This is a genomic window from Synergistaceae bacterium, from assembly GCA_031267575.1.
Classification (GTDB): Bacteria; Synergistota; Synergistia; order Synergistales; family Aminobacteriaceae; genus JAIRYN01.
Genome location: JAIRYN010000067.1, coordinates 14,228 through 40,559, shown reverse-complemented (window position 1 = coordinate 40,559; position 26,332 = coordinate 14,228). Strand labels below are relative to the sequence as shown.

Annotated in this window: 18 protein-coding genes and 2 tRNA genes; 5 read left to right on the top strand and 15 right to left on the bottom strand. The window is 52.8% G+C overall.

What is annotated here, in order from left to right:
• Nucleotides 1–724, bottom strand: a 724-nt coding sequence (locus LBJ36_11130) for a hypothetical protein (GenBank protein MDR1379583.1), incomplete at its 3' end; no start/stop codon positions are given.
• A 61-nt stretch (nucleotides 725–785) separates the two neighbouring features.
• Here LBJ36_11130 and LBJ36_11125 point away from each other — a divergent pair.
• Nucleotides 786–995, top strand: a complete 210-nt coding sequence (locus tag LBJ36_11125; protein ID MDR1379582.1) for a hypothetical protein — start codon at nucleotides 786–788, stop codon at nucleotides 993–995.
• Between the two features lie 84 nt (nucleotides 996–1,079).
• Here the strand turns inward: LBJ36_11125 and LBJ36_11120 are convergent, their stop codons facing one another.
• From LBJ36_11120 to LBJ36_11105, 4 genes are all read right to left on the bottom strand, one after another.
• Nucleotides 1,080–1,274, bottom strand: coding sequence for a hypothetical protein (locus LBJ36_11120; protein ID MDR1379581.1), 195 nt, complete (start codon nucleotides 1,272–1,274; stop codon nucleotides 1,080–1,082).
• On the bottom strand, nucleotides 1,271–1,699 hold the full coding sequence (locus LBJ36_11115) for a DUF4376 domain-containing protein (protein MDR1379580.1): 429 nt from the start codon (nucleotides 1,697–1,699) through the stop codon (nucleotides 1,271–1,273). The genes LBJ36_11120 and LBJ36_11115 overlap by 4 nt, the downstream gene beginning before the upstream one ends.
• 286 nt (nucleotides 1,700–1,985) lie before the next feature.
• Nucleotides 1,986–2,060: transfer RNA gene (locus LBJ36_11110), tRNA-Thr, on the bottom strand.
• Nucleotides 2,061–2,206: 146 nt separating this feature from the next.
• A complete protein-coding gene (locus LBJ36_11105; GenBank protein MDR1379579.1) occupies nucleotides 2,207–4,336 on the bottom strand; it encodes a TerB N-terminal domain-containing protein in 2,130 nt (709 codons plus the stop codon).
• Nucleotides 4,337–4,470: 134 nt separating this feature from the next.
• Between LBJ36_11105 and LBJ36_11100 the strand changes: the two genes are divergently transcribed.
• Together LBJ36_11100 and LBJ36_11095 are read left to right on the top strand one after the other, a co-directional pair.
• Nucleotides 4,471–4,695: a DUF3343 domain-containing protein gene (locus LBJ36_11100; GenBank protein ID MDR1379578.1), complete on the top strand. Its 225-nt coding sequence runs from the start codon at nucleotides 4,471–4,473 to the stop codon at nucleotides 4,693–4,695.
• A gap of 31 nt (nucleotides 4,696–4,726) precedes the next feature.
• Nucleotides 4,727–5,530, top strand: coding sequence for a carbonic anhydrase family protein (locus LBJ36_11095; GenBank protein ID MDR1379577.1), 804 nt, complete (start codon nucleotides 4,727–4,729; stop codon nucleotides 5,528–5,530).
• Nucleotides 5,531–5,983: 453 nt separating this feature from the next.
• Here the strand turns inward: LBJ36_11095 and LBJ36_11090 are convergent, their stop codons facing one another.
• The 8 genes from LBJ36_11090 to LBJ36_11055 form a co-directional block, all read right to left on the bottom strand.
• Entirely contained in the window at nucleotides 5,984–9,049 is a 3,066-nt protein-coding gene (locus LBJ36_11090) for a hypothetical protein (protein ID MDR1379576.1), read from the bottom strand.
• A complete protein-coding gene (locus LBJ36_11085) occupies nucleotides 9,046–10,434 on the bottom strand; it encodes a hypothetical protein (GenBank protein ID MDR1379575.1) in 1,389 nt (462 codons plus the stop codon). Before LBJ36_11085 ends, LBJ36_11090 begins: the two co-directional genes overlap by 4 nt.
• Nucleotides 10,435–10,520: 86 nt before the next feature.
• Nucleotides 10,521–11,366, bottom strand: coding sequence for a hypothetical protein (locus LBJ36_11080; GenBank protein MDR1379574.1), 846 nt, complete (start codon nucleotides 11,364–11,366; stop codon nucleotides 10,521–10,523).
• A gap of 11 nt (nucleotides 11,367–11,377) precedes the next feature.
• Nucleotides 11,378–14,104: an NHLP bacteriocin export ABC transporter permease/ATPase subunit gene (locus tag LBJ36_11075; protein ID MDR1379573.1), complete on the bottom strand. Its 2,727-nt coding sequence runs from the start codon at nucleotides 14,102–14,104 to the stop codon at nucleotides 11,378–11,380.
• 1 nt (nucleotide 14,105) lies between these two features.
• A complete protein-coding gene (locus LBJ36_11070; GenBank protein MDR1379572.1) occupies nucleotides 14,106–16,307 on the bottom strand; it encodes an NHLP family bacteriocin export ABC transporter peptidase/permease/ATPase subunit in 2,202 nt (733 codons plus the stop codon).
• Nucleotide 16,308: 1 nt separating this feature from the next.
• Nucleotides 16,309–17,265, bottom strand: coding sequence for a biotin/lipoyl-binding protein (locus LBJ36_11065; protein ID MDR1379571.1), 957 nt, complete (start codon nucleotides 17,263–17,265; stop codon nucleotides 16,309–16,311).
• 2 nt (nucleotides 17,266–17,267) lie between these two features.
• On the bottom strand, nucleotides 17,268–18,431 hold the full coding sequence (locus LBJ36_11060; protein ID MDR1379570.1) for an efflux RND transporter periplasmic adaptor subunit: 1,164 nt from the start codon (nucleotides 18,429–18,431) through the stop codon (nucleotides 17,268–17,270).
• 52 nt (nucleotides 18,432–18,483) lie between these two features.
• On the bottom strand, nucleotides 18,484–19,737 hold the full coding sequence (locus tag LBJ36_11055; GenBank protein ID MDR1379569.1) for a TolC family protein: 1,254 nt from the start codon (nucleotides 19,735–19,737) through the stop codon (nucleotides 18,484–18,486).
• 486 nt (nucleotides 19,738–20,223) lie between these two features.
• Between LBJ36_11055 and LBJ36_11050 the strand changes: the two genes are divergently transcribed.
• Nucleotides 20,224–20,299: transfer RNA gene (locus tag LBJ36_11050), tRNA-Thr, on the top strand.
• A gap of 22 nt (nucleotides 20,300–20,321) precedes the next feature.
• Here the strand turns inward: LBJ36_11050 and LBJ36_11045 are convergent.
• Nucleotides 20,322–21,476 (bottom strand): pyridoxal phosphate-dependent aminotransferase, encoded by a 1,155-nt coding sequence (locus LBJ36_11045; GenBank protein MDR1379568.1) that lies wholly within the window; start codon nucleotides 21,474–21,476, stop codon nucleotides 20,322–20,324.
• A 46-nt stretch (nucleotides 21,477–21,522) separates the two neighbouring features.
• Nucleotides 21,523–22,446 (bottom strand): NAD(P)H-hydrate dehydratase, encoded by a 924-nt coding sequence (locus LBJ36_11040; GenBank protein MDR1379567.1) that lies wholly within the window; start codon nucleotides 22,444–22,446, stop codon nucleotides 21,523–21,525.
• Between the two features lie 904 nt (nucleotides 22,447–23,350).
• Between LBJ36_11040 and LBJ36_11035 the strand changes: the two genes are divergently transcribed.
• Nucleotides 23,351–26,275 (top strand): flagellin, encoded by a 2,925-nt coding sequence (locus LBJ36_11035; GenBank protein MDR1379566.1) that lies wholly within the window; start codon nucleotides 23,351–23,353, stop codon nucleotides 26,273–26,275.
• The last annotated feature ends 57 nt before the right edge of the window (nucleotides 26,276–26,332 follow it).

Here is a 26,332-nt window from a genome sequence, read left to right as displayed (position 1 = left end):
ATCTGAACCTGTCGAGTGATTTACCATTCCACCAAATATCTTTTAAATTCACTCTTTGTTGAATAATTTTATACCCACCGGGGAGTGACTTACCCTCACGCTGCGCATAGTCCCTTGAGGGCGTTATCCAATCGCCATTACGGAAAGAGCCCTCTTTGACGGTCTTCGGTACCGCGCTAAACATCGTTATTATTCGTCCGGGAGAGTCCGTGATTTGTCTCATAGTGTAGAAGGATTCATAATCATCGTACTCATGCGGATACGAATACAAGTTCGTCCAATCGTCTTTTGGGATATCGCTTATGGGAACATACCCGTTATTCCGAGCCTGGTCGTCAATGATTTTTTGCGCGGTTTCCATGTCTCCGGCATTAACCGCCGCCAGGTACTGAGCATCCAGCATCTTCATCATTTTTGCGTTGTTCCGCGCATCATCGGCTTTTTGTACAGGCTGTTCCGCTTTCTCGCCTGCGCTAATTTGAGGAACGTCCGGGTTAATGCCCTGTTCTAAACTAATATCAGAAGCGGGGTCTTCTGTTTGAGTTTCCGTCTGAGCGTTCTGTCGCTCCTTGTTCCACGTCTCGTGATCTATGTTTCTCATGGCAATTTGAACGAAATTTTCCACAGGCAACCCCGACGCCTGACTGGCGCGGCGAGCGGCCGCAACGGCGATTTTCGCGGTAACTTGGGCTTCTTCCTTGGGTCTTCCTGCATCTACACCCATTTGCGTCAAATGAGCCTCCAAATCGCGAGCGTCCTCGAATATCCGAAGCCTCGCCCCGTGTGTGAGCCGAGGCCGTAGCGTCGCCCACCTGGCCACGCCCGAATCCCTGTTTCCCCAGGAGCTTGCTGCCAACAGCATGATTGTGCAGGGCACAGCGCCACCCAGAGACGATGAGAATAGGTCTGTCCACCGTTTCCCGAATTCCGAAACAGAGCGGGTGCGGGATATTTCAACCCGCACCCGCTCTTACACGCGAATTCCGAAGCATTGAAGTCCTTGCTGATGTCTCCCATTTCAACCTCCCAAATAAAACGCCGCCCCCGAAGGAGCGGCTGTCTCAATTTTTCTATCTATACTAAACCCCACAAGGCGAAAATCCGCATGACTGACACACCATACACCCGTCAACATGATGATAGTTCGTACTCCCACACTCTGGGCAAACGTTCGCCGTCCGCCCATGGAGTTCCTCTATCTCCGCGATTACCGCCCGTTCTGCCTCGCGCGTTTCCGCCTCCAGCTTCCGAGGCTGCCTCGGCGTCCAGTTCATTCCCAGGAGACCGATTCGACAGCCTCGATCATCTCTGCGGCGGCAACGACTGCCGTCAACTCCGCCTCATGATCGAAACATGCCTGTACATGCTGACGTACCCCCGTGGCTGCCGCCAGAATCGTTTCTGCGTTGAGAGTGATGAACCCTTGCGCCGTCTTCCATTGGCAGATATATGTTTCATCTAACACCGTTGCCAGTGCTGCGCCGGTAATGGGCGACCGGCTTTCCCGCGAGGTATCGATCTTCATTTCGCCGACTTTCACCCCCCCGACCTCCGCCTTCCATCGAGTGGTGGCGATTGCGGCTAGCTTCGCCCGTTTCGCCAGGACCAGTGGTGTCTCATCGGGGTCCAGCTCCACCGGGCCAATGTCGTACCGAACAGGACCGGGGACAAGCTGGGCCTCCTGGATCGTTTCCGACACATCCGGCGTAGTGTCGGGGTCGTCGGATTTCTACATCACCAACAAGCACCTTGCGCCGATATTTTGGACACCAGATTAAGATGATAGCCAATATTGAACATAGATGTGTTCGAATAAATCCATCGTTGATAAGCCATAAAGCCATAAAAGGAATTTAACATGAAAGTAGACATATGGCAAGAAACCAAATACAAAACAAACGCCGCCAAAGGCGGCGTTACAATTCTCATCCAATAGCTGAAGCCATTGGCTTTCTCATCGCTTTATCGTAAATCCTTGTATTTACTGGAGCCGGCGAACAGATTTGAACTGTTGACCTGCGCATTACGAGTGCGCTGCTCTACCCCTGAGCCACGCCGGCTTTTTCTGAAAAAGAACTCTATACCTAGCAAGTTATTATATCAAACGATTTTCTTTTTGCCAACTCCGTATTCGCGAAACAATAAAAACGCCCGAATACCTCCCGAATACCTGATCTCTTACGTCTTTTCCTCGCGCCACATCACGTCAATCTTTAAATAAGGGCGACAAGATCTTGCCGATTTGCAGACCGAGTTCCAGCCGTTCTTCCGCCGAGCGAGGGGCGGGGGGCGGGCCTTCTTGGACGTCGAGGGAACCGCAGATTCCACGGACCAGTTCTTTTTTTTGTTCTTCTTTTCGCTCCTCCTTCCACTCCGACATTAGGAACAAAACGAGAAAATCCCGTATCGTGGCCCTCTCCTCCTGTTGCAGCCAAAACTGGAGACATTCCCCCAGGTTACCCGGCTCCGCCTTTGCGGACGCGGCCAGGAAAACGTTAGCGAGTTCTTCCAAGCGTGCCTGCTCGTCGGAAGACAGGGAGAAATAGTCCTCCAAGCGTTTCCTCATCTTGTTAAAGTCCTCAAGCGCGTCCAGGCTGGAAATCTCCAACAGAGCGCAGGCGTACTCCAGCAAAAGCGCGGCGGCGTTGTAGTCCAGGGAGGGTCGGGCTCCCAACGGAAATGGCGCCAGCACTAGGATGTCGTCCCAGTGATATTCCTTGCCCGCGATCCCAAGGTCTGGTAAAACGAGAAGACCCTCGACCCGGGCGGCTTCAGAGATTATCTTACGGTTCGCCGCGCCAGGCTTTCGCTTTTTAGGATCGTCTCCCTCCTCCGAATTCTCGATGCGCATCAGGTCCGCCACGGCCCTCAGATTGGTAACGAGGGGCGGGTGTGCCGTCTCTTCTTCGCTGGGCACCGCCGTCTCGGACAGACCTCGCAATCGACGAATGAAGGATTCCCAGTCAGGCCGATCTTCCAGCTCTTTGGCCGCGTCGAGAGGCTCATCCGGAGCGCCGGGCATGTCTTTCAGAAAATTCCTCCAGGCGGCGACGAGGGGCACGAAGTCTGAAAGGTCTTTAAAGAAATCTGGAAGCTCCAGAACTCCTCCGGAGGCGTTTTTGTCCCCGGAGAGCGTTGGATTGGTGGGGACGTAGGCCACGAAAAGGGAGCTTTTGGGCTTGGAAAGGATAAGCCCGCCCTGGCACTTGGACTTGTACTTGATCGCAAACTGCGCAACCAGATCTTCGGAGTGGGGTAGCGACCGCTTCAGGTCCTCCCCATCGGCCAAAGGAGACGCGCGCATGATTGTGAAGGCTACCGCGGAGGGGAGCGGTAGTTTTGCGTCGGCGTAGGGCCTCAGTAACATGTCCAAAATTTCCGCGGGCACGGTGGGAAGAGAACGGCTGAAGGCCACGAGCTGCTCTTCGGGTAACCAGACTTTGGCTGCCATCCAAGTGATGAATTTGATCAAGGTTTGTCGCAGCGATTCCCACCGGATCAATGGAATCAGGCGAAAGGCCTCCCCAATGCAGATGCTGATATCCAGACGGTCGGACAGGACGCGGCGCTCCAACCCGAAAAGCCAGAGAATCGGGTAAGAAACATGAGGAGGAGGCTGAATGCGCCCACCGGCCAACCAGAGAAGGTACCCGCCCCTCTGCAACGGCGTCATTTCCTGATAGGACCCCGCGCCTTCGTTGGGGAGCGCGTGTTCTTCATCGGGGTACTCCACGGGAAGCGTGACGTCGATACAAGACGGTTCCGGTGTGTTGCTGGGTCCATCGGACCAGTAGGTCACCGGCCCCCGGATGATCAGCTCCCCGATCTGAATAGAACCCGTCTTGCCGCTCCAGCGAAGCAACGTCGCTTCGGGTTTTGTCTTCGTTTCCTCCGTGTTGCCGTAAGCGTAGGGAGAATCGCCGACGGTCGGAGGCGCGACGGCAGAATAAGTGGCGCTGGTCAACGCGTTGGGAGAACTGATAGGAGTGGCTGCCAAAAGGGGTTTCAACGGCACGATCTCCTCTTCTACCCCATACGAAGCCGCTTCGGAGGTTACCGCTTCTGGAGAGGACTCCCCAGACGCCACTTTCGTGGGGCTCGAATCGGCCTTGGGCACGACATCTGTTTCCGCGGGGCGTGAGGGTTCTGCCACGTCTTTGTCGTTTGAAGGGGTATTCCCGGCTTCGACACTCTGTGCCTTTGAATCTAGGCTTTCAGATCCTTGGATTTCCACCCCGCTGTCTTGGTTCTCCTCCTGCTCCGTCCGATACCTCGAACGCTGGGTGATTATGGCGCTGACGACGACAAGCACAATTCCGATCACTAAGTAAAACAAGGCTCGGCCTCCAGTTAGAAAAGTATTGTCATTATAGTACGTTATCAGGAACGACGCACGCCGGAAAACGAAACGGCGTTCTGCGAAAACACTGTTATAATAGCGGGAAAAGAACTCGAAAGGGAGAGGGATTTTTGATCTGTCTGGCGACGTTCAAGACGACGAGCATGGCTCTTTTGTTCGAGCGGGCGTGTCGGAGCGCGGGTGTCGAAGCGCGGATTGCCCCTGTACCTCGCAAACTTTCGTCCAGTTGTGGCTTGGCCTGCGAGTTTCCCTGCGAAAAGAGAGAGGAGGTGGAGGTTATCGTGCGACAAAACAAGATCGAACTTGTTGGTTTCCATGAATTAGAACGGAAGTGACTCTGACTATTACGGATAGGAGTGAAAGAAAATGATGAAAATTTTCAAGGTCAATGAGCGGCGGAACTTCAAGAACAAGAACTTTAAGAGCAGATGGAAGGTTTTTATATCCGCGATATGTTGTGTGTTTTTCTTAAGTGTATTTGTTTCCTCTTCTCTCGCGTCAGAAGTCCACTGGTCCTATTCAGGAGCGGAAGGACCCGAAAACTGGGAGAATCTTTCGCCTGCCTTTAAAGAGGCGGTGGGCGATGCCCAGTCGCCTATTGATATCCCTACAGAAAGTGAACGGAATGGGGTTGAATTTTTTTACAAAGATGGCGATTTTTCCATCCTGAATAACGGACACACCTTACAGGTAGTTCCCAAAGACGGAGCGGAAAATTACATCGTCCTGGGAGGTGTCCGGTATCGTCTTCAGCAACTGCACTTTCACACGCCATCGGAGCACACACTGAACGGGACGCAGGCGCCAATGGAAATTCACTTCGTACATGGCGACGACAAAGGACGTCTTGCCGTCGTGGGGCTTTTTATCGATGAGGGACCCGAAAACGAAGCGATTGCGTTAGCTTGGAGTGCGGCGCCGAGGGATCGTGGTAAGACGGAGCAGATCGAAAAAACATTTCCCCTGACGAACTTGTTGCCACGGAATTTGAGCGGCATCCGGTACAACGGTTCTCTGACTACTCCACCAACAACCGAGGGAGTCTCTTGGGTTATCCTGAGCGAGCACGGAACGGCGGGTGCAGGACAGATACAGTGGTTTACGGATCTGATCGGCAGGAATGCGCGCCCGGTTCAACCCCGGAACAGCAGAATTTTGACGCCTTTTTAAAGTAAAATCAGAAAAAACGGGATTAACAGGATTGGGATTGATGAATGAGATGAATGAGATGAACGAGGCAGGTTGCTCTCTTTGAAGAGCCCTTTACGATAAAGCGATGAGAAAGCTAAGGGCTTCAGCCGTTGGATAAGAATCGCAACGCTGCCAACGAGTGGTGTTCGTTTTTGTTTCTTGTCGTGTCTCTAAATTCATATTAGACTTCTTTCATGATTGCGATATCAATGCGGCGCTGAATATCCGCAGAGTCGGGGCATCGACTCTTGAGAGAGAAGACGTAAGACCCACTTCAATTGGCTGTCTTTGTCGGTCTTAAAATCACACGACTTTAGTCGTGGAAGTATGTCAAAGAAAGTGAGTCAAGTACCATTTGGCGCTTGGCTCACTTTTATTATGATTTTATATCATGATTTTACGCCCAGGCTTTCTTTTATCGCCCAGGCTTTCTTATCGAGGAAGCCCAGTAGAGTCTTGTGAGTCGCGCCGGACGGTGCGGTACAACAAGGACGTCAGCAGCATCGAGGCAGCCAGGACATAATACCAGGCGGAAGATCCGGAGTGTAAAATGGCACTGAAGATCATGGGGCCAGCTGCGAATCCCAGATTCTCGGTAAAATTGAACAATGCCATATCGCTGCCTTCCCGGAGTTTCTTGGTTTCGGGCATTTCTGTAAGGTAAAGAGGAAAATACACGTTGCCCACACCGGACGCTCCTCCCAGGACAAAAACCGCCGCCAGCATCGCGGCTATGGATTGGAAGGAGGCGAAGCAAAGAATACCCGTCAGCTCTATGACGAGAGCCGTCCAGAGGAAAGAAGAGATGTCGTTCGTTTCCCCGCGCGTGAAAGCCACGATTTTTGGCCCCAGGAACATGAGGCCCATTCCGAAAAAGACGAAAACCAAGCTGATTTCCGCGTCGGAAAATCCAGACTGGCTACCAAACACGGGAACGAGATAGTATATAAACCCACTATACAGGGTAAATGGAAAGAACGACAACGCCAGAAACTCGATAATCCTCCGGGGAAACACGAATGGCGCGCGAGCTGGGCGCGCGACACCCACGCCGGCAGGACGCCAGATTTCCATCTTTTTCTTCGTCAAAAACAGGAACGCCGCCATCACCGATAGCATCCCAAAGGTGCCGAAGGAAAAAACCGCTTTTTGACCGAAGGAGACGGCGATAATACCTCCGATCATAATACCGCAATTGATGCCGGAAAAACTAGCGGAGGCGAAAGAAGAAAACGCCAAAGCCTTTTCGTCGGCGTTTTTCCGCGCTGCGACGCATGTCTGCGTCAAAGTGAATAACGTACCAGCACCCAAACTCAAAACACCCATTCCCACGGTAAGCGAATCGACCGTGATCGCGGCGGCGCTCAGTGTGTACCCCGCGACACACAGAACGAAACCGGCAACAAAAGAGCTATAAAAACCTAAGCGCGCGATCATAAAAGGCAATATCAACGGCGCGATTGTTAGGGTGACATTGCCGACGGTGATCGGCAGAACAGCGGAGAATTCGGGAGAGAAGCCCATGAAAGAAGCGCCCAGTTTCATCGCGTAGTTGGGAAGAAATCCGGTGGACAAGTTGAACGCCAGGAAAACGACAAACGTAAAGGGACGGAGGTAAGCGATGGGGATTTCTCTTTCGTCCTCATTCCTGGAGTGGATTTTCGTAAAGGGGATGGATTCGATGATCTCGGAAACGAGAAAGAGCAAGAACGCCAATATAAGCAGAGTGCGAACCAGAGCGCCCTTCGACAGAACGCGAATACGATTTTCCAGTGCCCACAAATCGACCCCAAGTTCGATTCCTCCCCCTACTCCACCGTCGGCGTTGTAAATCGGACCGGTCAGGGACATGTAGTTTCCACTGGCGTCTTGGTAGCCCATGTTTTTAATCCATTCGTCCTTCTCCTCCCAGACCTGGGCTTCGGAATTTTCAACGCTTGTTGGGTTGAAAAACGCTCCGATCGTTCCATCCAAAAAACAGACGCTATACCGGATTCCATCTTTGAATCGGAAAACATCGCAGTATATTTGTCTGTTCCACTCTTTTTCTCTTTTCACAAGGTCGTCCAGGGAATCCCTGAAGTTCCTGTATGCTAGCCCATTGTAGTCTTGGGGGGTCTTGATTTCGGCCAGTGCCTTCGTGTCGAGAATTTGAGAGGAGACTTCCATGATATAGGAGAGCCGGTTCATCATTTCATTTTTCGCCGTGGCTCTCAGTTCGCTGAAGACCGTGGGTACCACCGCAATAAACGCCAAGCCCATGCCTACGATAATAGAGAGCGACAGCAGTTCCTTGACGTTCGTCTTTTCGCTGTTCAAAAAACGAAAAACAGTCCCCGTGAAAACCAGGACTAGAGATGACAGGAGAACAAACATGGAGACCCAAAAACAGATCCTCAGCAACAGGATCCGATGCCCAACCGGCAGCGACGAGGCACGGAAGACTTCTTTTCCCGCCGGAGTAAGACCGAGGATGGAAGCGTCGCTATTCAAGGTCAGCAGGCCGTCCTTAGGCGGCATGTCTCTAAAATGCACAAAAGAATAGAGAACCGGCAGAGAATCATCCTCCCAGCCGCCTAACACGATTTTTGCCGTGTTTTCGCCGTCCAAGCGCATAATTGCCCGTTTGCCGATGTCGGAAAAATACAGCTCGGATTCGCCAAGGGCCAACCGGTACGGAAGGGAAAATTCCCTCGCCGAAACTCCAGATACCGGATTGAAAAGGACGGATATTTTATTTTTTCCCCCATTGCTGATTTCATCGAAGTCGGCAATTTTGACGACGCCAGTCTTGTCCGTGAAGAAAAGCCGTTTCGCGACGACATCGACCGCAAAATCGCCCAAGGTCCACAGAGCTTCCTTGTAACTGAAGGTATATTCCGTAACGGCCGCTTCTCCCGGAACAAGGCTGTGAAGCGCGAAAAAATCCTCATCTTTTCGCACAAACCACAGCTTCCCAGCCTCAAATTTCAGGATGTTCAACGCAATCAAAGCCGACAGGTTTTTATCGGCGCTAATCGCGTTCCGGTCAAGTCGATACAGTTCCCCCCGCGACGCCCCTGATCTCTTGTCAAACTCTAGAATGCGCTCGGTGATAACACTCATTCCGCTTTCGTCCCACGCGACTTCGTGGAGAAAGAAGCTCTTTTCGTCTTCGACGGCGAGGTTACACACATTGTAAAAGACGTCGCCGTCGCTTCCCCCTTTTATCTCATAGCTGGCGCGGCCGTCCTCATTCATTTTGACGATTCGACTCCTGCCGCTGTCTATGATATACGTGTCTCCGGCAACGTCCGTCTTGGCCATCAGGATATTGTGCAGCTCAACCTCCCTAAACGGATTTAGTTGCCCGTAGCGAAAGTTTTGATGCAAGAACAAGATTGAGGCTATGGCGGCACAGAATATCACGTAAAATATCGCCCGAAAACCTGATTTGTGAAAATCTAATTTGTAAAAATCTAATTTGTAAAAATCTAATTTAGAACGTTTGCTCTTCAACGCATGTACTCCTTGTCCTCGACGGGGGCCATCGACATGGCCCGGGAGGCGCTTTTATCGAGCATTTCGGGATAGAGCACGCCGAAAAGATGGATCGCGGACCCATGGGCGTTCGCGCATTTGCGCAGAGAATCTGTTTCGTTCAGGGAATCGACTTGAATGATATTTTCGATACCCCACAAATAAAAAGGTAGCGCGGGGTAAAAAATATAATCCGTCACAGATTCAATCATATCGGCTTTCCTGGTTATCGGCGCTAATCCCTGACTGAACGAGAGAAATCGGTCATAATAGCATCGCCTGCCGTTGTAAAAGGCATTGAGCCCCGCTTCATCGCCGGCATGGAGCACCGCCAGCTTCGGAGGGCACAGATGGCGCTTCAGTTCCTCGATGGCGTCCAGGAACAGCCGAGAAATCTGGCGTATTTCCACCTCAAAATCCCCCTTCACCGATTCGCGGACATCCGGAGCAGCAGAGGAGGTGACCGATTCGATATATTTCATATAGGCCGCGTCGGGCAAGGGAATGACTACGGGAACCTCCAGCATGCGTGCGAATTCCATCGGCAACCGCAGAAATTCGTGGTCCTGAAGCGTCAGCGCGTTCTTTTTGTTTTCAAAGAGAATTTTCACGATTCTGTCAGCGTTTTCTCTGATGTGGGGTCCGAGGGCGTCCTCGTCGCGCAGATTGCCGCTGTAGTTTCCCGTGTTGAAATCGAAGCAGGACGAGCTGCCGTTGCTGTGAATCACGTGAATGAGCATTTCTCCGGTCCCCAGTAGACAAGGGCCACCCACGACGGCCAGTCTCTGACCACTCTTTCGTTTCGCGGGCAATTCGTCGAAGGCCTTCGTAAATATCGGGATTCTTTCCAGTCTGCCCGCGTCCATTCCGCGGAGTTCGGGTAGGATCGTCTCCATATTTTCGAGAGAGTTGCACAAAACCGTGTCTTTATACGTCAAAATACGATTTTCTTTTCGAGCGCCGATCTCCGAGACGGTCAGGCGTTGGATCTCGTCCAGAAGGTGCGTCTTTTCCGTCCGCAGAAGCCTGGTTTCGCCAGCGACGCGAGATTCCTCCTCTGTCAAGTCAGGGCTTTGGAACAAAAAATTTTTCCTGCTGTACTCGCTTAACTCCCGAATGCGGTTTTTCACCGCGTCCAGTCGCGACGAAAGCGCCGCATAGGCGAAGGACGTCTTTAGGACCTCTATTGCGACCTCCCTTTTCCGCGGTACGGAAAAGTTCATTTTGTATTTTTCGATGCCGGTCACCTTGAAAAAATCCGTCGCGTCAAAAACGCAGGAGTTGATCTCGTCTTGTTCAGCGTAGGGAGTACTCTCGATATCCACTCCGTCTCGCGATATCAATCGCGATATTGTGAAAAGCATAAGCACCTCTCCTTGAAGAACTGGCTTCCCTGAAAGACATAACTGAAAGACATAGCTGAAAGACACAACCGCAAGACACAACTAAACTAACGACCCAGCTCCGCTATTCCGGAAAGGCCGAGAGTAGCGAGCTTCACGATCAATTCCGGCCCACGATCCTTAAAGGCCATTTCGTCGTTTTTTTCGAGATATTTCTCCAGGCCATCCAAAGCTTCTTCGACTCTCTGGCAAACTAAAGCAACCGCGCCTTTGGACAATTTTTTTACATAAAACTCCAGACGCCCGCCTTGGACGATGCCATCATCTTTCAAACCAAAAAATTTTCTCTGCAACGAGGCGTCGTAACGCCCAAAAGCGGATAATTGCCCGACACAATCCGCCACCACCTCATCCAGCGCGTGGTTCTTCATGCCTCCCAGGACCCTCAACGTAAAGTAATGACAGCACTCGTGACGCAACCGTATGGTAGCGGACTTCTCCAACCATTCCCCGTTCTCGATCCCCACGTCCTCACCGGAGAGCGCGCTATACCCCGCCTTGGCCAGGCATATCACCCTGTGTCCCGTAAAACCGGGGTGCTTGGCGGGAAGCGTGAACGCGTTAACACTGGCGGGAAGCGTCCTCTCCTCGTCTTCCATGCTCAAAATAGCGGTTAATCTCTCGAAGAGTCGTCTGTCCTCCGCGTACACGACGGGGATTCCGCCAGCGGGCGTCGCCTCTAGCCACACCCTCACGCCCGGTCCCGAGAGCAAGGCGCAAACATCATCAGGAAAATCGCTATCCCGGTTCTCCAGCCAAGCAATCCACTTGGAGGTAAATGCTTCGTCTGGAAGAGGAAAGTTTTCTTTTTTGAATATCTTTTCGGGAATCGAGTATCGATAATCCAAATACTTATTCGCCACAAGAGCGTCCATGAAATCAGTCATTGACATCTACCCCATTTTTACTCCATTTGCCTTTTGGCAAGTTTGGCGAATAGGCCATCCCGTTTCATCAACGTCTCGTAGTTGCCCTCTTCCGCTACTACACCATCTTGCATGACAAAAATTCGATCCGCGTCCTCGATCGTGCTCAGGCGATGGGCAACGGTTATTTTCGTCGCCCGGATAGCTTTCATGCTTTCGGTGACTATGGACTGGGTCGTGTTGTCCAGCGCGCTGGTGGCCTCGTCGAGTATGATGATCTTTGGCCGGTTGGCCAGGCTGCGCGCCAGAAGTATCCTCTGTCTTTGCCCTCCAGATATGTTGCCAGCGCCCTCGCTGATCATCGTATGCATTCCCATGGGCATGTTTTCGATGTCCCGGTCAAGTCCCACCATGCGAGCGGCCTCCCACGCGTCGTTTTCCGTCAGCGGCAAAGTCCCGACGATATTCGTGAAGATATCGCCCGACATCAGTTGTCCATTTTGCAGTACGACGCCCATTTGAGAGCGGACCGACGAGACGTTCAGGCCGGCCAGGGCCTGCCCGTCAAAGTAAATAGCGCCCTGAGTCGGCGTTTCAAAACCCAGCAGCAAACGAATGAGAGTGGATTTGCCGCACCCAGAACTGCCGACGAACGCGACAGATTCGCCAGGCCGCACGTGTAAAGAGATTCCCTTCAATACCATAGGCAAACCCGGATCGTAGCTGAAAAACACGTTTTTTATCTCAACGTCCCCACTCAGGGTTGCCGCGTCCATCTTGTCCTCCGTAACCTCAGGCTCGGCTTCTAGAATGGGCTTTAGATTTTCTATATAGGGTTTAGCGGTGAAAATATTTGCCGCGTAGGGGATCAGAGACACGAGAGTAGCGTTAAAACCAGCGAACGCGGCCTGAAAACCCATGAACTTCGAAACAGTCAAAAACGGTTGCGCACTCGGATCGGCCCTCACTGGCTCCATCACGAACCAGTAAACCGCCATCGTCATGAGGGTGGGCTGGACAATGTTGAGAATTGATACGAAACTTTGCCGCCACCGCATCTTCAACTTCCAGCTCCACTCTTCCCTGAACACCCGCGTCCACAGATGAAACGCGGAACTCTCCGCGCCTTGCAGTTTGAACTTGGACAAGCCGCTCAATATCTGAAGGGTCAAGGCGGAAGTTTTGTTCATGGCCTCTATTTTTTTCTCGGAGAGGAACAAAAGCTTTTTGTACACGAACGCTGAGAGCACGATATAGACACCCCAAGGGATGATCACTCTCCAACTGAGTTCGGAGCTATAGTAAAACATGAGGACGAGACTGCAGAACGAAAACAGCGAATCGAAAATGGCCGAAAGCAGGTTGTTGTCCAAAAGCCCCATGATAATAGGCGCTCCCTGCATCCGATTCAGAAGATCCCCCATTTCGTACTGTCTGAAAAAACGCGCCGGCAGAGACAAAAGCCTGGACCATAGGGCAGATTCGACCAGGGCAACGTAAGACTTTACCCGCATGAACGCCACGCTTCTCACCAAACCCAATACAGCGGTGGTAAAACCGGATACCAACATGACCTGAGTCACGGTACCAAGAGCCTGGCGATCATTGATGGGAATAATATCCTGAAACACGGTCGCCGTCACCATAGGCAAGACGAAGGCCAGGATTCCCGATAGAGCGCTGAGCCCCCATATCGTCAGCCAATCGTGTTTCCAGACGTGCTTCAGAGCGAAACGGAGAAGGTCCCGAAAATTCAGTTTTTTAGCCGAAAGACCAGGATAACACACAAACGCGTCTTGCTGTATTCGCGCCGCGACGGCGGCGTTCACCTTTAGCCCTTGAGGAGTCGACGCGTTGAAAAGGCGGTATTTCCCGATGCCCTCCGAGATAATGGCAATAATTTCGCGATTTTCTCCGTAATAGCCAAGAAGCGTCCCCGCGTCACTTTTATACCAATCTTTCGGCAGAGTGACCAGACGCGTTTGCATGTTGGCCTTCTTGACAAGGCGTCTCATCAGGGTCAGCGAGTCCATTTTCGACGTCATGTCCGGGGGAAGTTTAACGGTTTCCGTCGCCATGCCGAAATGCCTCGCCACCATCCTGACGGCGAAAGAAATTGGATCGTCGAGGTTCATGGCGGAATCTTTGATCCTATCGAACCACGTGTATTCCGTGCTGAGGATAGAAGCTATCGCCGCGAACATCGTCTTGACTCTCTGCTTTGCCCGATTCTCAGCGCGTTCTCCCGCGCGCCGTTCGTCGGCGCTGAATCGAGCCGAAATGAGTATGGAAAGAATCTCTTGATTAAACAGGAATGTTTCCTTCACAGTGCCGAGAGAGGCCTGAAAAGAAGCCCCAAAAGAAGCCTGACCGGTTTCGTCAAATACGGTTTCGCTGAACCAGCGGGAAACCACGTCGTCGTTTATGCCGACAAGATAGCGGAGCCACGGCAAATCGCTCAATTTCTTGAACCACCTGCTCGCCATCTCCGCGAAAATATCCGGCGGCGTCTGGGCCGTTTCTGCTTCCAAAATCTCCGCGTCGGTCATCGCGAACACGGAAATTTTTAAGGGGGATTGAGCTTCCAGAAGAGGGAAAAAGACCTCTCCTGGCCCGATAACCGCCAGAAACATCTTGTGATAGTTTGCCGATCCCTCCAGCGTGCAGGCGTAGACCTCGACCTTCCCCGACGTCAGAGTGTAGACGTAAGCATCGTCGCAAGGGACGCTGTGGTATTCGCTCTGCGCGAGCGTAATCGTCGCCATGTCAGTCGCTGCTCGAACCGCCCGTCTGGGCGGAAACCAACCTGCGGTACGGGCCATCTTCCGTGATCATCTTGTTGTGGGTCCCTCTCTGGACCACTTTGCCAAACTCAAGAACGATGATCTCGTCGCAGTCGCGAAACGCCGACAGCCTGTGTGCCACCATGAGACAGGCGCATCCCCTGCGTCTGATGTTTGTGAGAACCGCTTCCTCCGTCACCGGGTCCAACGCGCTAGTGGCCTCGTCAAATATCAGGAGCGACGGATTGACAGCAAGCGCCCGGGCAATTTCGAGCCGCTGCCTCTGGCCCCCGCTGAAATTGGAACCGCCTTCGCTTATCCGGTAATCGTATCCTTCCTTGAGCGCCGTTATGTCGTCGTTGATCATGGCGTCTCTGGCCCCCGCGAGAATGTCATTTTCCGGGACGGACGGGTCGAACAGGGAGAGGTTTTCTCTGACCGAACCGGAGAAGAGATATATTTCTTGGTCGATGCAGGCTATAGAGCTGACGAGCACGTCTTTTGGAACATCAATCCTCTCCAGCCCGTCGAAAAACACCTTTCCGCTCCAGGCGTGGTACAGGCCACTCGCCAACTTCGCCACAGTCGATTTGCCGCTGCCGGACGCGCCGACCAACGCCACCCACCTGCCCGGCTTGAGAGTAAAGTTAAAGTTCTCGATCAGCGGCGGATCCAGCGGACTATAGCCGAAGGAAACATCTTTAAATTCCACAAGCCCCGTTAGTTTGTTTCTCCCAATGGGCTGCGCCGGTTGTTCGGGATAATTGATGGCGTCCGTTTCGTAGCGTCTCACATCGTTGAGCTTCTGCATCTGAACCTCGGTGGTTTTGAGGGTCTGCGCGAGGCTCATCAGTTTCGTCACCGGCTCCTGAAAATTCGTCATTAGGCTGCGGAACGCTATGAAAATGCCCGAGGACATCAGGCCGTCCATGATGTTGAAGCCGCCCACCAGCATGATGAGGGCAACATTCAGCCCGTTGAAGAAGGCAGGAACGACGGACATTACCTGAGCCGATAGGGTGACCTCTTGCATACTCGCGTTTTCCTTCGCCTTGTAGCCCGCCCACTTCGAGAAGAAATCGGCCTCATTGCCATTCGCCTTTAGAGTTTCGATCACCTGGAGTCCGCTGACCGCAGTTCCCATCGCTTTTCCGCTCTCTTGCTGAATCCTCATGGACATTTCCGTGAGGCGTTTTCTCAAAATGGACATCAGCAGGATGTTGAGGAGGGTGAAAGATCCCCCGATAGCGGTAAGAGACGGGCTGTACTGAACGAGAAGGACGAGATAGAAAAGAGCCACAAAAATGTCCAGAATAGCCGTGGCGGCCTCGCCAGTGAGGTTATTGGCGACTGTTTCGTTGAAGGAGACCCTCATGGCGATCTCGCCGCTGAAGCGCTGCTGAAAAAACGCCACCGGCAATCTGAGGATGTGCCAAAGGAACTCGCTGGAGTCTGAGAGCGTGAGTTTCGTCTGCCATTTGATCAAAACCATCTGTCTCAGAAACGAGAGGAATCCGTCCATTAGGAAGGCAACGCTCATAGCGAGGATGAGATCTATCATCCAGCTCATATGATGCCCGCTGAGTATTTCGTCCACGAAAATCTCGTCAAAAACCGGCTTTGCGAGCCCCGGCACGATCATCAAAAGCCCAACAATCAAAACGAAAACGAGAGCGCCTTTTTCACGCCCTAATTTCCTAGCGACCTCTTTCATCACGCTAAACTTTTTACCGCCGCGTTTGAATTCGGGGCCAGGAGTTAACAAAAGCGCGATGCCGGTGAAGGAACTGACGAATTCTTCCTTATTCACCGTCCTGTGCCCCATTGCGGGATCGTTGAGAAAAACGTCGTTTCCCTTGTTTCCTTCGAGAACGATAAAATGGTTGAAGTTCCAGTGTATGATCATCGGAGTTCCCTTTGTGCGCACCTCGGATAAAACCGTTTTCGCGGTGAAACGCTTTCCAGAGGCATTCATGCCAAATCTTCTGGCGGCCTTCACCATGTTGTTGGCCTTGCTGCCGTCACGATTCACTCCGCACTCGGAGCGTAACGTCTCCAACGGGACAATTCGGCCGAAAAAACGCAGAATAATGCCCAGCGCTGCGGCGCCGCACTCCACCGCCTCCATTTGAAGCAACGTGGGAGTATGGTGAACTCGCTTATTAAACCAGCGGCCATGGAACATTTCAGGATTTTCGGAGCCACTGGCTCAATTTCAGGAACACTTTCTCTATCGGCGGGGTGCGCTTCACGACGATCATGCCGCTGCAGAAACTTCCCGCGCTTACCTTGGGATGGTTGCCCGTGATGGACGACCACAGATAACCCGATTCAGACTTCGGGTCGCGGACGAGGTCCACCCTCACCTCGACAACGGCGCCTCCCAAGTTTTGCGTTATCCACTGTACCACGTCCATGTTGCCGATATTTTTGGCGATCCCGGCGCTGGAGGCCGGATACTGCGATACCTGCCGTACCACCCCCATGAGGCTGCCGTCCTCGTCGGCGTCCGAGCCGCTGGGCGTAAGGCGCACGACCATCCCCACATTCACCTTTTTGCCGGACTCCATGGGGACGTACATGAGGGCCGATACGTCATCCCTATTTTGGTCACGCCTTATGGTGCAGATCACCATAGACCCTGGGGCGAGGATGCTTCCCTCGTTCACGGCGACCTCCAAGATGATCCCGTCGTAGGCGCTCACAACCTCTGCAGATTGATACCATTTGCTCGTCACGGAATCAAAGTTCGCGATACCACTTTCCACCTGTTGCTTGTTCGTGGATACGGCAATGTTCTGTTTGGACATGGCGATGTCGTTCAACATGGAGGGCTGGGACAGGCGGGCCACCACGTCGCCTTGCTTCACCCGCATCCCTGGGCGCACCAGCACTTCCGTCAGTCGTCCCCCAACGTCGTGATAGACGTTGACGACCCCAGCGGAGTCGATGATCATGCCCACGGTGGTCACTGATTCAGACAGGACTCCGTAAAAGCTCCACAACACCACGGACGCCGTCAAGACACACAGCATCGCGAGAGCCATCCACGTCACGGGTTGGGTCACGCGAAAAAGGGAATCCAACTGTTCAGGCGAACGAAGCCGCGCTAGCGCGGCTTCGCTGAATATCTCTTTTTTCATCGTCAATAGTCCTCCAGCGTTACGTCTACTTGGGTTTCCAGCCCGATACCCTCAATGTCCGACGTGATCACCACGTCGCCTTCTTCTATCCCGCTCAGAATCTCAATCAGGCCTTCGCCATAAACACCGGTCTCGACCTTTCTGACGGCGAGTTTCGAGTTCGAGTCTCGCGCGTGAAGTGACGGGTTTTTTATATCCTTAATCAGCATGAGAGGCACGGCCAGCGTGTTTTTCATGTCGTTCCTGCTTATCGTCACGTCCGTGTAATATCCCGGCTCCAGCAGAGCCCGATCATTCTCCATCTCCCAGGTCACGATCCTGAGAGGCGCGTTCTCGCTCATGGGCGGATCAATGTTCCGTATTCTGGTTTTTATGATGAAATTCTCCTCGAAACCGGACGCAAATGCCATATCTAGAGCTTTTTCCGTGAGGTACGACATGTCCATGCGCATCAAAAAAACGTCGTCCACCGGTGTTATGTTCTTGATCTGCGCGTCCGTAACCTGTCCCCTGGACATGAGGTGTGAAAAATCAGCGACCATAGCCACAGGCTCGCCTCTCTGAACATAGGAACCTGTTTCTTTGTAAAAGGCAACCAAAAAACCATCCAGGGGAGAGGTTACGGTCTGAAATCTTTTCTGTTGATTGAGTTGTCTGAGCGCGATTCTGGTCGCCTCCAGTTCCGCTTCCGCCGCCTTCAGGCGCGCCGTCGCCGTCTCCAACTCGTTTTGGGAGATAGCGTCCCTCTCGGCAAGGCGTTTGCTCCTATCGGCCTCGTTTCGGACTTGGGCATACGAGGCCTGGGCCTTGGCGACGTCAGTGTTCGCCCTGGAGATCTGAAGCGCTATATCCCTATTGACGAGAGTGCAAAGTTGTTGCCCGCGCTTCACAGCCTGGCCTTGAACGGCCGCAACCTCATCGATGGTTCCCTCTATTGGGGCTATGACGTCGGCCGCTCGGTTCGTCTGAAAATTCGCGCGAGGCAAGACAATCTCCGGCCTGATGTTCCGTAAAGACACTCGGATTCCCCGCACATTCACGACACGGGAGGCCATCATCGTCTCGATATGGTTGTCGCTGGTCTGGTTGAGGTATATTCCATACCCCACAAAGGCGATAGAAAGGAAAATGATGACAGCCATCGCCCCCATAAAAAATTTTTTCATGAACGCAATTGACCTGTCTTTTTCATTTTGAATTTTTTTGCTTCAAACTTTTTCACTCCAAAGGTCCTCCCATCGAATGTTCGATGTTGGCGAGCGCTATATTATAATCGCATAGAGCTTGGGTATGGTTTGAATGGGCTGATGTCAAAGCGCCTTGAGAATCCACCACGTCGATATTTGTGCCGACTCCCTCATTATAACGGTCCACCGCAATGTCATACGCCCCCTGCGCTTTCCCCACCGCCGACATCGATTCTTCCACCCTTTGAGCCGCTTCCATAATACTATTATAGTCAGAGTTGACCGCCAAAATAACCGTTTCCATGGTCTGTTCATAATGATATTGGGCTTTCTGGACGGACTCTTTAGCCGAGGAGACCTTAGAGGCGCCCGCCCCCGCGTCCAGGACCGTGAACTCGATGTTGATACCCACAGAAAGCGAGTCCGCCTTCGCTCCGGGCCACGAGTTGATAGATCCGAGATTTTGAGTGACCATCAAAGACGCCTGGGGAAGCCTCCCTCCTTGGGCGACACCGACCCCGGCCTTCGCGGACTTTATGGCGTGAGAAGCCCCCGCCAGGTCGGGATGTATCCGCCTTGCAAAGGAGACACACTCCTCCAGCGTATGGGGGTATTTCTCGTAAGTCATTTTTTCGTCTATGAGAAGCTGCGCGTCCAGCGAAACTCCCATGAGACTGTTGAGTTGTTTCACCGCGGTATCATAGGAGCTCGACGCGCGGATAAGAGTTTGTTTCGCGTTGGAAAGCTCGACCTCCGACCTCAGCAGATCGGCTCTGCCCACACTGCCGTTTTCGTAGAGGATGCTCACGTTATCCACGTGAGCGGTCAAGCGTTTCACCGATTCTTCCGCCTGGCGGACCGCGTCCTCGGTCTGAAGTATCGTATAGATGCCACGAACCACATCCAGCTTTAAGTCCTGATGGGTCTTACGCAGGACCTCGTTTTGGAATTGGTAATCGCTCTCGGCTTCTTTGATAGTGCTGCCGACGATTCCGCCCGTATAGAGCCGATAGGAGCCGACAATGCTGTTGCTGTAAGACTCTCCGTAGCTTTGAGGATACCCTTCCCCTTGGTAATCTGTATAAGAGGAATTATGGGTAACGCTCACGTTCACACCTTTCGCCCTATGGGCCAAATGCCTTGCCTCTCCCGCAAGTGCCACGTCCGACTTCGCGATTTTTATACGATTATTATTCGCTATCGCCAGTCCCAGCGCGCGTTCAATATTGACCTCTAGAAGCTCAGCAAAAGCTCGAACTTCCGCTCCCAGCAACAGCGCCGACATTAAAATAGTACATAGAACTCTCGATTTTCCCTTCACTTTCTCTCATGGCTCCTTGAATATTTTAAATGTAGTGCGCAGAGTCGTTAATTCTCTAATTTAGTGATAAATAATAACATTTATACTGGCGAAAATCAAGTGCGAACAAGTCTGATGCCGCGGGCACGGTGGCGCGGCACGGGCATACATTTCTGCTATACACGGGATGAGGCTGTGTATGTGTGGAGGCTGGTATGTGTGTATGAAGTTTAGCTGGTATGTGTGTATGAAGTTTATATGAAGATTTCAGGGAGCCAATGAGGCCGTTTTTGACCGATCAGCAGAGAGCCAGCGCCGAAATCCAATAAGCAACCCCTTGACAGAAACAGATGTTCTCTGTAAAATATGTTACTAGATTTTTTTAGCTATATCAATAGCTTAGGTTTATATGTAGTTTAGGCTTATATATTATTAATATGCTCAAGAATATGCTCAAGGTATAGTAAATAAGCCGGCGTAGCTCAGCAGGTAGAGCAGCTGATTTGTAATCAGCAGGTCATCCGTTCGAGCCGGATCGCCGGCTCCAAAAGTTTACGATTACTTCAAAATTACTTCAGAGTCACTAAAAAATCTTCCATCCTATCCATGGCCTGGATTAGAATCTCGATGGACTGGGTACAGGCAACCCGAAGATAGCCTTCGCCACTAACTCCAAAGGCGGAACCGGGAATCGTGCCCACGTGCGCGTTCTCCAGGAGTTTCCAAACGAACGCCTCACTGGTGAGACCCGTGCCCTTGATGTTGGGGAAGAGGTAAAAGGCCCCTTCGGCGGCGGCGCAAGTGACGTTCTTCATGGCGTTGAGTCTTTTCACGACGTAATCCATGCGTTCGGCGAAGATTTTGTTGCGCTCGGCCAACTTGTGGTCGTGGTTCGCCAGGGCGTAGGCGCTGGCCTTTTGGGTTGGGGCGTTCAAGCCGTAGGTTTGGCTGCTGGCGATTAGTGTCATGGCGCGGATCAGTTCTACCGGCCCGATACCGTATCCCACGCGCCACCCGGTCATACAATGGCTCTTCGAGAGTCCTCCCATCGTTAAGGAGCGCTCCTTCATTCCTGGGAGCGTCGCGAAGGACACGTGTGCTCCTTTGAAAATCAGGGACTCGTATATTTCATCGCTCAAAACGAAGAGGTCGCGCTGGGTCACGAGGGCGGCAATCTCCTCCAACTGCTCGCGGGGGACGACGCGTCCCGTAGGGTTGCAGGGCGAGTTCAGTAAAAGGACCTTTGTGCGGGGTGTCAAAGCCTTTTCGAGGTCAGTCACGGTTGGGGCGAAACCGTTTTCTTCCGTGGTTCTCACCTGGACCGCCACGCCTCCCTTGTCCTCCACTTGGATGAGGTAAGGCGCGAAGTAAGGCTCCACCAATAGGACCTCGTCACCCGGATTCAGCAGCGCCTGCATCGCCAGATGAGGGACCTGGATGCCGCCCACGGTCATCAAAACCTCATCAGGCGAGCTATCGAGGCCGTGGCGACGTTTCCAGTAGCCGCACACCGCCTTGCGCACGTCGGGAAACCCCTGTAGAGGCGGGTAATGGGTAAACCCCTCCTTCGCGGCCTTTGTCGCGACGTCGATGATGTCGTGTTCCGTATCGAAGTCGGGTTCTCCGATGCTGAGGTTCAGCACATCCTCCATTGTCTCTATCGCCTGAAAGATCTTAATCATCCCCGACGGCTGCGCTTTACTATAACGATCCGCCAACTTCATTATTCCAGAGCACTTCCTTCCTGAAAAAATTTTAAGCGAGCGACTTTTAAGCACGCAGTGCCCGCAACGAGCCGATGACAAAGGGAAGGCCGTCCGCGATCTCCGAGGCTAAGACCCCATCCACGCCCCTGCTCTCCCTTATGCGACGCCCGGCCATGCCATGGAGTATTCCTCCGAGACACGCCGCCTCGAAAGGCTTCAGTCCTTGGGCCAGAAAGGTCCCGATACACCCGGAGAGTACGTCACCAGAGCCGGGAACGGAAAGCTCCGCGCCCCCTTGGTCCAGGCGGGCCCTTTTCTCGAAGGCGGCGAGCAACGTTCCCTCTCCTTTGAGAAGAACGCATCCCCAACGTTTTGAAAGACATTGTACCGCCTCTTCGCGGTTCTCACGCACTTCTTCGGGAGTCCAGCCCAGAAGGCGCGCGGCTTCTCCTTCGTGAGGGGTCAGGACGGAATTTGCCCGAGGCGACAGATCTTCCGCGATAGTGGCCAGAGCGTAGAGGGCGTCACCGTCCATGAGGAGGGGCTTATCCCACTTTTTCCAGAGGGCCGAAGCGAAAGCCACCGCCGCGCCGGAACGCCCCAACCCCGGCCCCGCCACGACGACGTTGGCGCGGGGCAACTCGTCCAGCGCCGCGGCTATCCGCGAGTCCCACGCTCCCACTACGGGCAACTGCACCGCTTCCGGAAGGCGAGAGGCGCAAGCGTGGCAAACCTCTGGCGAGGAGAGCAGCGAGACGACCCCGCCTCCGCTTCGCAGCGCTCCTAGGCAGGACAGCGCCGCAGCTCCCGGATAGTTTTCCGAGCCGCCCGCCACCAAAATCCGCCCTCGGTTCCCTTTATTCATACCCGATGGCCGGGGCGGCAACGCCTCGGCTGCTTTTCGCGGACCAAAGACGGGCCAACCGGAAGCGTAACATTCCTCCATAAGCATTGCAGGCACTTCAGACATTTCAGGCACTTCACTCATCTCAAACACCTCGTTTATCGCGTATTTCACCTGGGCCATGTGGAGTGATCTCTCATGGCGTTTTCCAGTCCAGCGACGGGTTCTTGTCGGGATGGTGCAATCGGGATGGTGCAATATGGTACAATTTCGCCAGCCGACGGTAGGCGAATCGAATTTTATCGGGTGAGGCTCCGAGCTTAAGGTCCAGTACTCTACAGAAATGATCGTTTTCGTCCATTTTGTGTCACCTCTTGTGTCACCTCGGTCACTCCGTGAGTAAGCAACTCGATTTTGTCCATTTTGTCCATTATAACGGAAGTTTTTTAGACGCGTCGTCCACTTCTCTCCAATATCAATGTATATTCAATATATATATTAAATATATATATTAAAAAGCGCCATGAGAATATACCTCATTAGGACTTAGGATCACGCGCGTGAGAATAGGTGATTGGCACGGATCGTTTCTCATTTATTTTTCGGATTTTCGCCATTGACGATCTTTTAGCTTACATGATATAACATCGGGTAAGGGAAGCGGAGCGCACAAACTTGTTCTCTCCTCGAAGTTTTGATACTTTTGCTTTCAAGATTTATGGGATAGCGGTCAAGGAAAAGCATATTTAGGGTCAACTTTATTTCCGGCGTAGTGGGCTTTACGTCGGGTGCGCCACAGAGGGCGCGGAAAATCGCACGGAAGCGAGGAGGTCGATGCCCGTCATAGAACTATTTATTTGATTTCATATTTTCACCGCGTGTTCAGCCGCGCATTCAACAAAAGCGCCCACGTTGTTTTATGTTGTTTTATGTTGTTTTATGTTGTTTTATTTTGAAGGATCGAGTCCGTCGGACATGGATGCCAACGGACGTAAAACGGGGATAGACATTGAAGTCAAACCCCTCAAACACAAGGAGGTATATTCTCATGGCGCTTATTGTCAATCACAACATCCCCGCGCTTCAGACCTACAACGCGGTCACCACCACCACCAATTCGTTGCAGAAATCCATCCAGAAACTTTCCAGCGGATTACGCATCAGCTCCGCCGCTGACGACGCAGCAGGATTAGCCATCTCCGAGAAAATGCGAGCCCAGGTCCGCGGCCTTGACCGCGCTGTCGCGAACTCTCAAGACGGCATTTCCATGATCCAGACGGCAGAGGGCGCTCTTTCCGAGACCCATAGCATCCTACAGCGTATGCGCGAGCTGTCCGTACAAGCGGCCAATGACACTCTGACCCAGCAGGACCGAAGCTACATCCAGCTTGAGATCGACCAGCTCCGGGAGGAAGTCACGCGCATCGGCAACACGACGCAGTTCAACAAAAAGAAACTGCTGGACGGGTCAGCTGCCGTACTATGGTCCAGCGACAAGCTGTCGACCAAGGCGAACATCAACGGCGGGCTTCGCACCATCGACCAGTTCGGCCAAAAGAACGCGGCCGAAGGCAATTATAAGATCGAAATCAAAGCGACGCCGGGACAAGGTGAGGTCAAGAAGACCGACGAATTCAAGATCAAGCACAAACCCGTCGAGATCACCTCCGCTTCAGTCGATAGGAAAACCCCAGATAAGCTGAACGAGCCGATTCTCAACCACATCACCGTTAAAGCCGCTAGTGCCATCACCGCTAGCGGTGGCACGCTTGACCCCACTCATACAAGCGCCCAAACGTTGGCCCTTGATATGTCTGAGGCTTCAGTGAATAACGTCTCACAAATGTACCTGGAAGTGTCCGATATTATCGGTACCGCCACGGCGGTCAGCTCGTTCAAAGTTAAAGGCTGGTACACGAAGACCGACGGTACGCACGGCGAAATTCAGGATCAAACGATAACCGGCACTTTTACGGAAGCTACGAAGGTAAACGGGACTCTCAATATTACTGGAGGGAGTTTCAAAGTTGGCTTTACGTTCGGCGTGGGTGGTGGCACAGATTACACTGGAGCCGGCTTCAAACACAAACCCACTGACGTCGCGAAGGGTACTTCAGCACTTACCGCAGATGATGTTATTGTCACTGTGGGAAGTACGGACTATGCGCTTAAAGGATCGGACGTTAAAAATTCAACCCTGAAGCTACACGATTATGTTGGCGGTGGCACAGTCCCTGACCTAGAATTCCTGATGCCCACTGAGCAGGTTATTAAGGCCACGGCCAACAACGCTACCAATAAATCTCTTCCGATTATCGTTGGAACGAACAAAATCCCCGGCAGCACGGTCACCTATAGCGCGCAATCGGTGGAAGCGCAGGCTACGGCGTTTACGGTGACAGATATTTACAGGTCTGATCCGGGCAAGAGTAGGGCTGATGAGACGCTCATTAAAAGTTTGTTTAGTATGAGCGGTTTCACCAAAGGCAACGCGGCATTGACTTTCAAAGTCGCTCAGAGCAGTGCTACTGGTGAGCTCGAATTAGAAGTGAAGGGAACGTATTGGGACGTGGACGGAACGAAAACCGACATCGCTCTTAAGACGCTGACGTGGGCTGCCGGTGGCACAAGCAGCGACACGCTCGAACTCGGCAGCGCCACCAATGTTTTAACCGCCACTAACGCGCCGCAACAAGATTTAGCGCTCTTCAATAGTGGAGATGCATTTTCGGTGTTCTTCTCCCAATCCAGGGCGGCGGACGTGGGCATCGAGGTCACGGGGACCGATGGCTCTAAGGTCGTCTATAACTTCGACACCAATGGCATTCAAGGCAAAAATCTGGATCTAACACGCTACGGCTACGATGCCAAGGGACCCGAGAAGGAATTCGGCGTGAAGGTCAAAGTTCCGAAGAATTTCGTATTCGCCAAGATCGGCGACATCGCAACACTGAATACGAAACTGCGTGACATCGACAAGTTCTGGAACTCTGAAGGGCGCTTCCTTTTGACGGACGCCCAGACTCTCACGATAACTCAGGGCGACGGGACGAAAAGTCAAGTCACCCTCTACGGGGACGACACCATACATGACATGATGAACAAGCTCAACAATGCCATCGCCGTCGACCTCAAGCAGAACAAGTACGTGGGGGACGACGCGAACAAGTTCGTCACTTACACGACGGCGGCGAACGCCAAGTCGAACGTCTCGGCCATTACGGCTTTTGGCGAATCCGCGGATACCGCGCCGGGAACGTTCGTAATCCGTTCTGTCGTCGCGGGCGCGGATGGGAAACTCTCTTTCGCGGGAGACGAAGACTTGATAAAGGCCCTGTCTATGAACATCATGAAGGAAGCGCGGGAGAGCAGTTATGACGTGAATGTCACTGATGCCCACACGGGTAAGAACATTACGGCAGGCAAAGTGACTGGTAACAAACTGATCGGTATGGTCCACGAGAACGTGGATGTGGTGTTCGACGCGATGACCGGGATCAGTGCTCATCTCAACACCGACACGGGGTACTTTGAGTACAACATCGCGACTCAGGAATCAACGATTCTCCACCTTGCTGACAACACCACGGTGTTCCAGATCGGGGCTAACGAGGGCGAGGACATGGGCATCAATATCGGCGACATGCGCGCCGAGGCCCTAGGCCTGACGAAAGTGCTCGTAACCGACCGTGAAGCGGCGGCCCGCTCCATCACCATCATCGACAGCGCCATCGACAAGGTTTCCATGCAGCGCGCGAAGATCGGCGCGTACCAAAACCGCCTGGAGCACACCATCAACAACCTAACCGTGGCGGGCGAGAACCTAACGGCGGCCGAGAGCCGTATCCGTGACACGGACATGGCGAAAGAAATGATGAACTTCACAAAACTTCAGATCATGCTTCAAGCCGGCACCAGTATGCTGGCTCAAGCCAACGGCCTGCCGCAGAACGTCTTGGGCTTGCTCCGGTAAAGACTTAACCCACTCGATCAACTTGCTCCGCTCTCTGCTAGCGAGGGGTTCAACGTG

Bases quoted from the DNA above. Each gene is read 5' to 3' on its own strand.
- LBJ36_11055 (MDR1379569.1), bottom strand. From the start codon at position 19,737: ATGTCGGCGCTGTTGCTGGGAGCGGAAGTTCGAGCTTTTGCTGAGCTT.
- LBJ36_11065 (MDR1379571.1), bottom strand. From the start codon at position 17,265: ATGAAAAAAGAGATATTCAGCGAAGCCGCGCTAGCGCGGCTTCGTTCG.
- LBJ36_11060 (MDR1379570.1), bottom strand. From the start codon at position 18,431: ATGAAAAAATTTTTTATGGGGGCGATGGCTGTCATCATTTTCCTTTCT.
- LBJ36_11080 (MDR1379574.1), bottom strand. From the start codon at position 11,366: ATGTCAATGACTGATTTCATGGACGCTCTTGTGGCGAATAAGTATTTG.
- LBJ36_11085 (MDR1379575.1), bottom strand. From the start codon at position 10,434: ATGCTTTTCACAATATCGCGATTGATATCGCGAGACGGAGTGGATATC.
- LBJ36_11095 (MDR1379577.1), top strand. From the start codon at position 4,727: ATGATGAAAATTTTCAAGGTCAATGAGCGGCGGAACTTCAAGAACAAG.
- LBJ36_11120 (MDR1379581.1), bottom strand. From the start codon at position 1,274: ATGAACTGGACGCCGAGGCAGCCTCGGAAGCTGGAGGCGGAAACGCGC.
- LBJ36_11040 (MDR1379567.1), bottom strand. From the start codon at position 22,446: ATGAGTGAAGTGCCTGAAATGTCTGAAGTGCCTGCAATGCTTATGGAG.
- LBJ36_11070 (MDR1379572.1), bottom strand. From the start codon at position 16,307: ATGTTCCATGGCCGCTGGTTTAATAAGCGAGTTCACCATACTCCCACG.
- LBJ36_11045 (MDR1379568.1), bottom strand. From the start codon at position 21,476: ATGAAGTTGGCGGATCGTTATAGTAAAGCGCAGCCGTCGGGGATGATT.
- LBJ36_11035 (MDR1379566.1), top strand. From the start codon at position 23,351: ATGGCGCTTATTGTCAATCACAACATCCCCGCGCTTCAGACCTACAAC.
- LBJ36_11075 (MDR1379573.1), bottom strand. From the start codon at position 14,104: ATGGCGACGATTACGCTCGCGCAGAGCGAATACCACAGCGTCCCTTGC.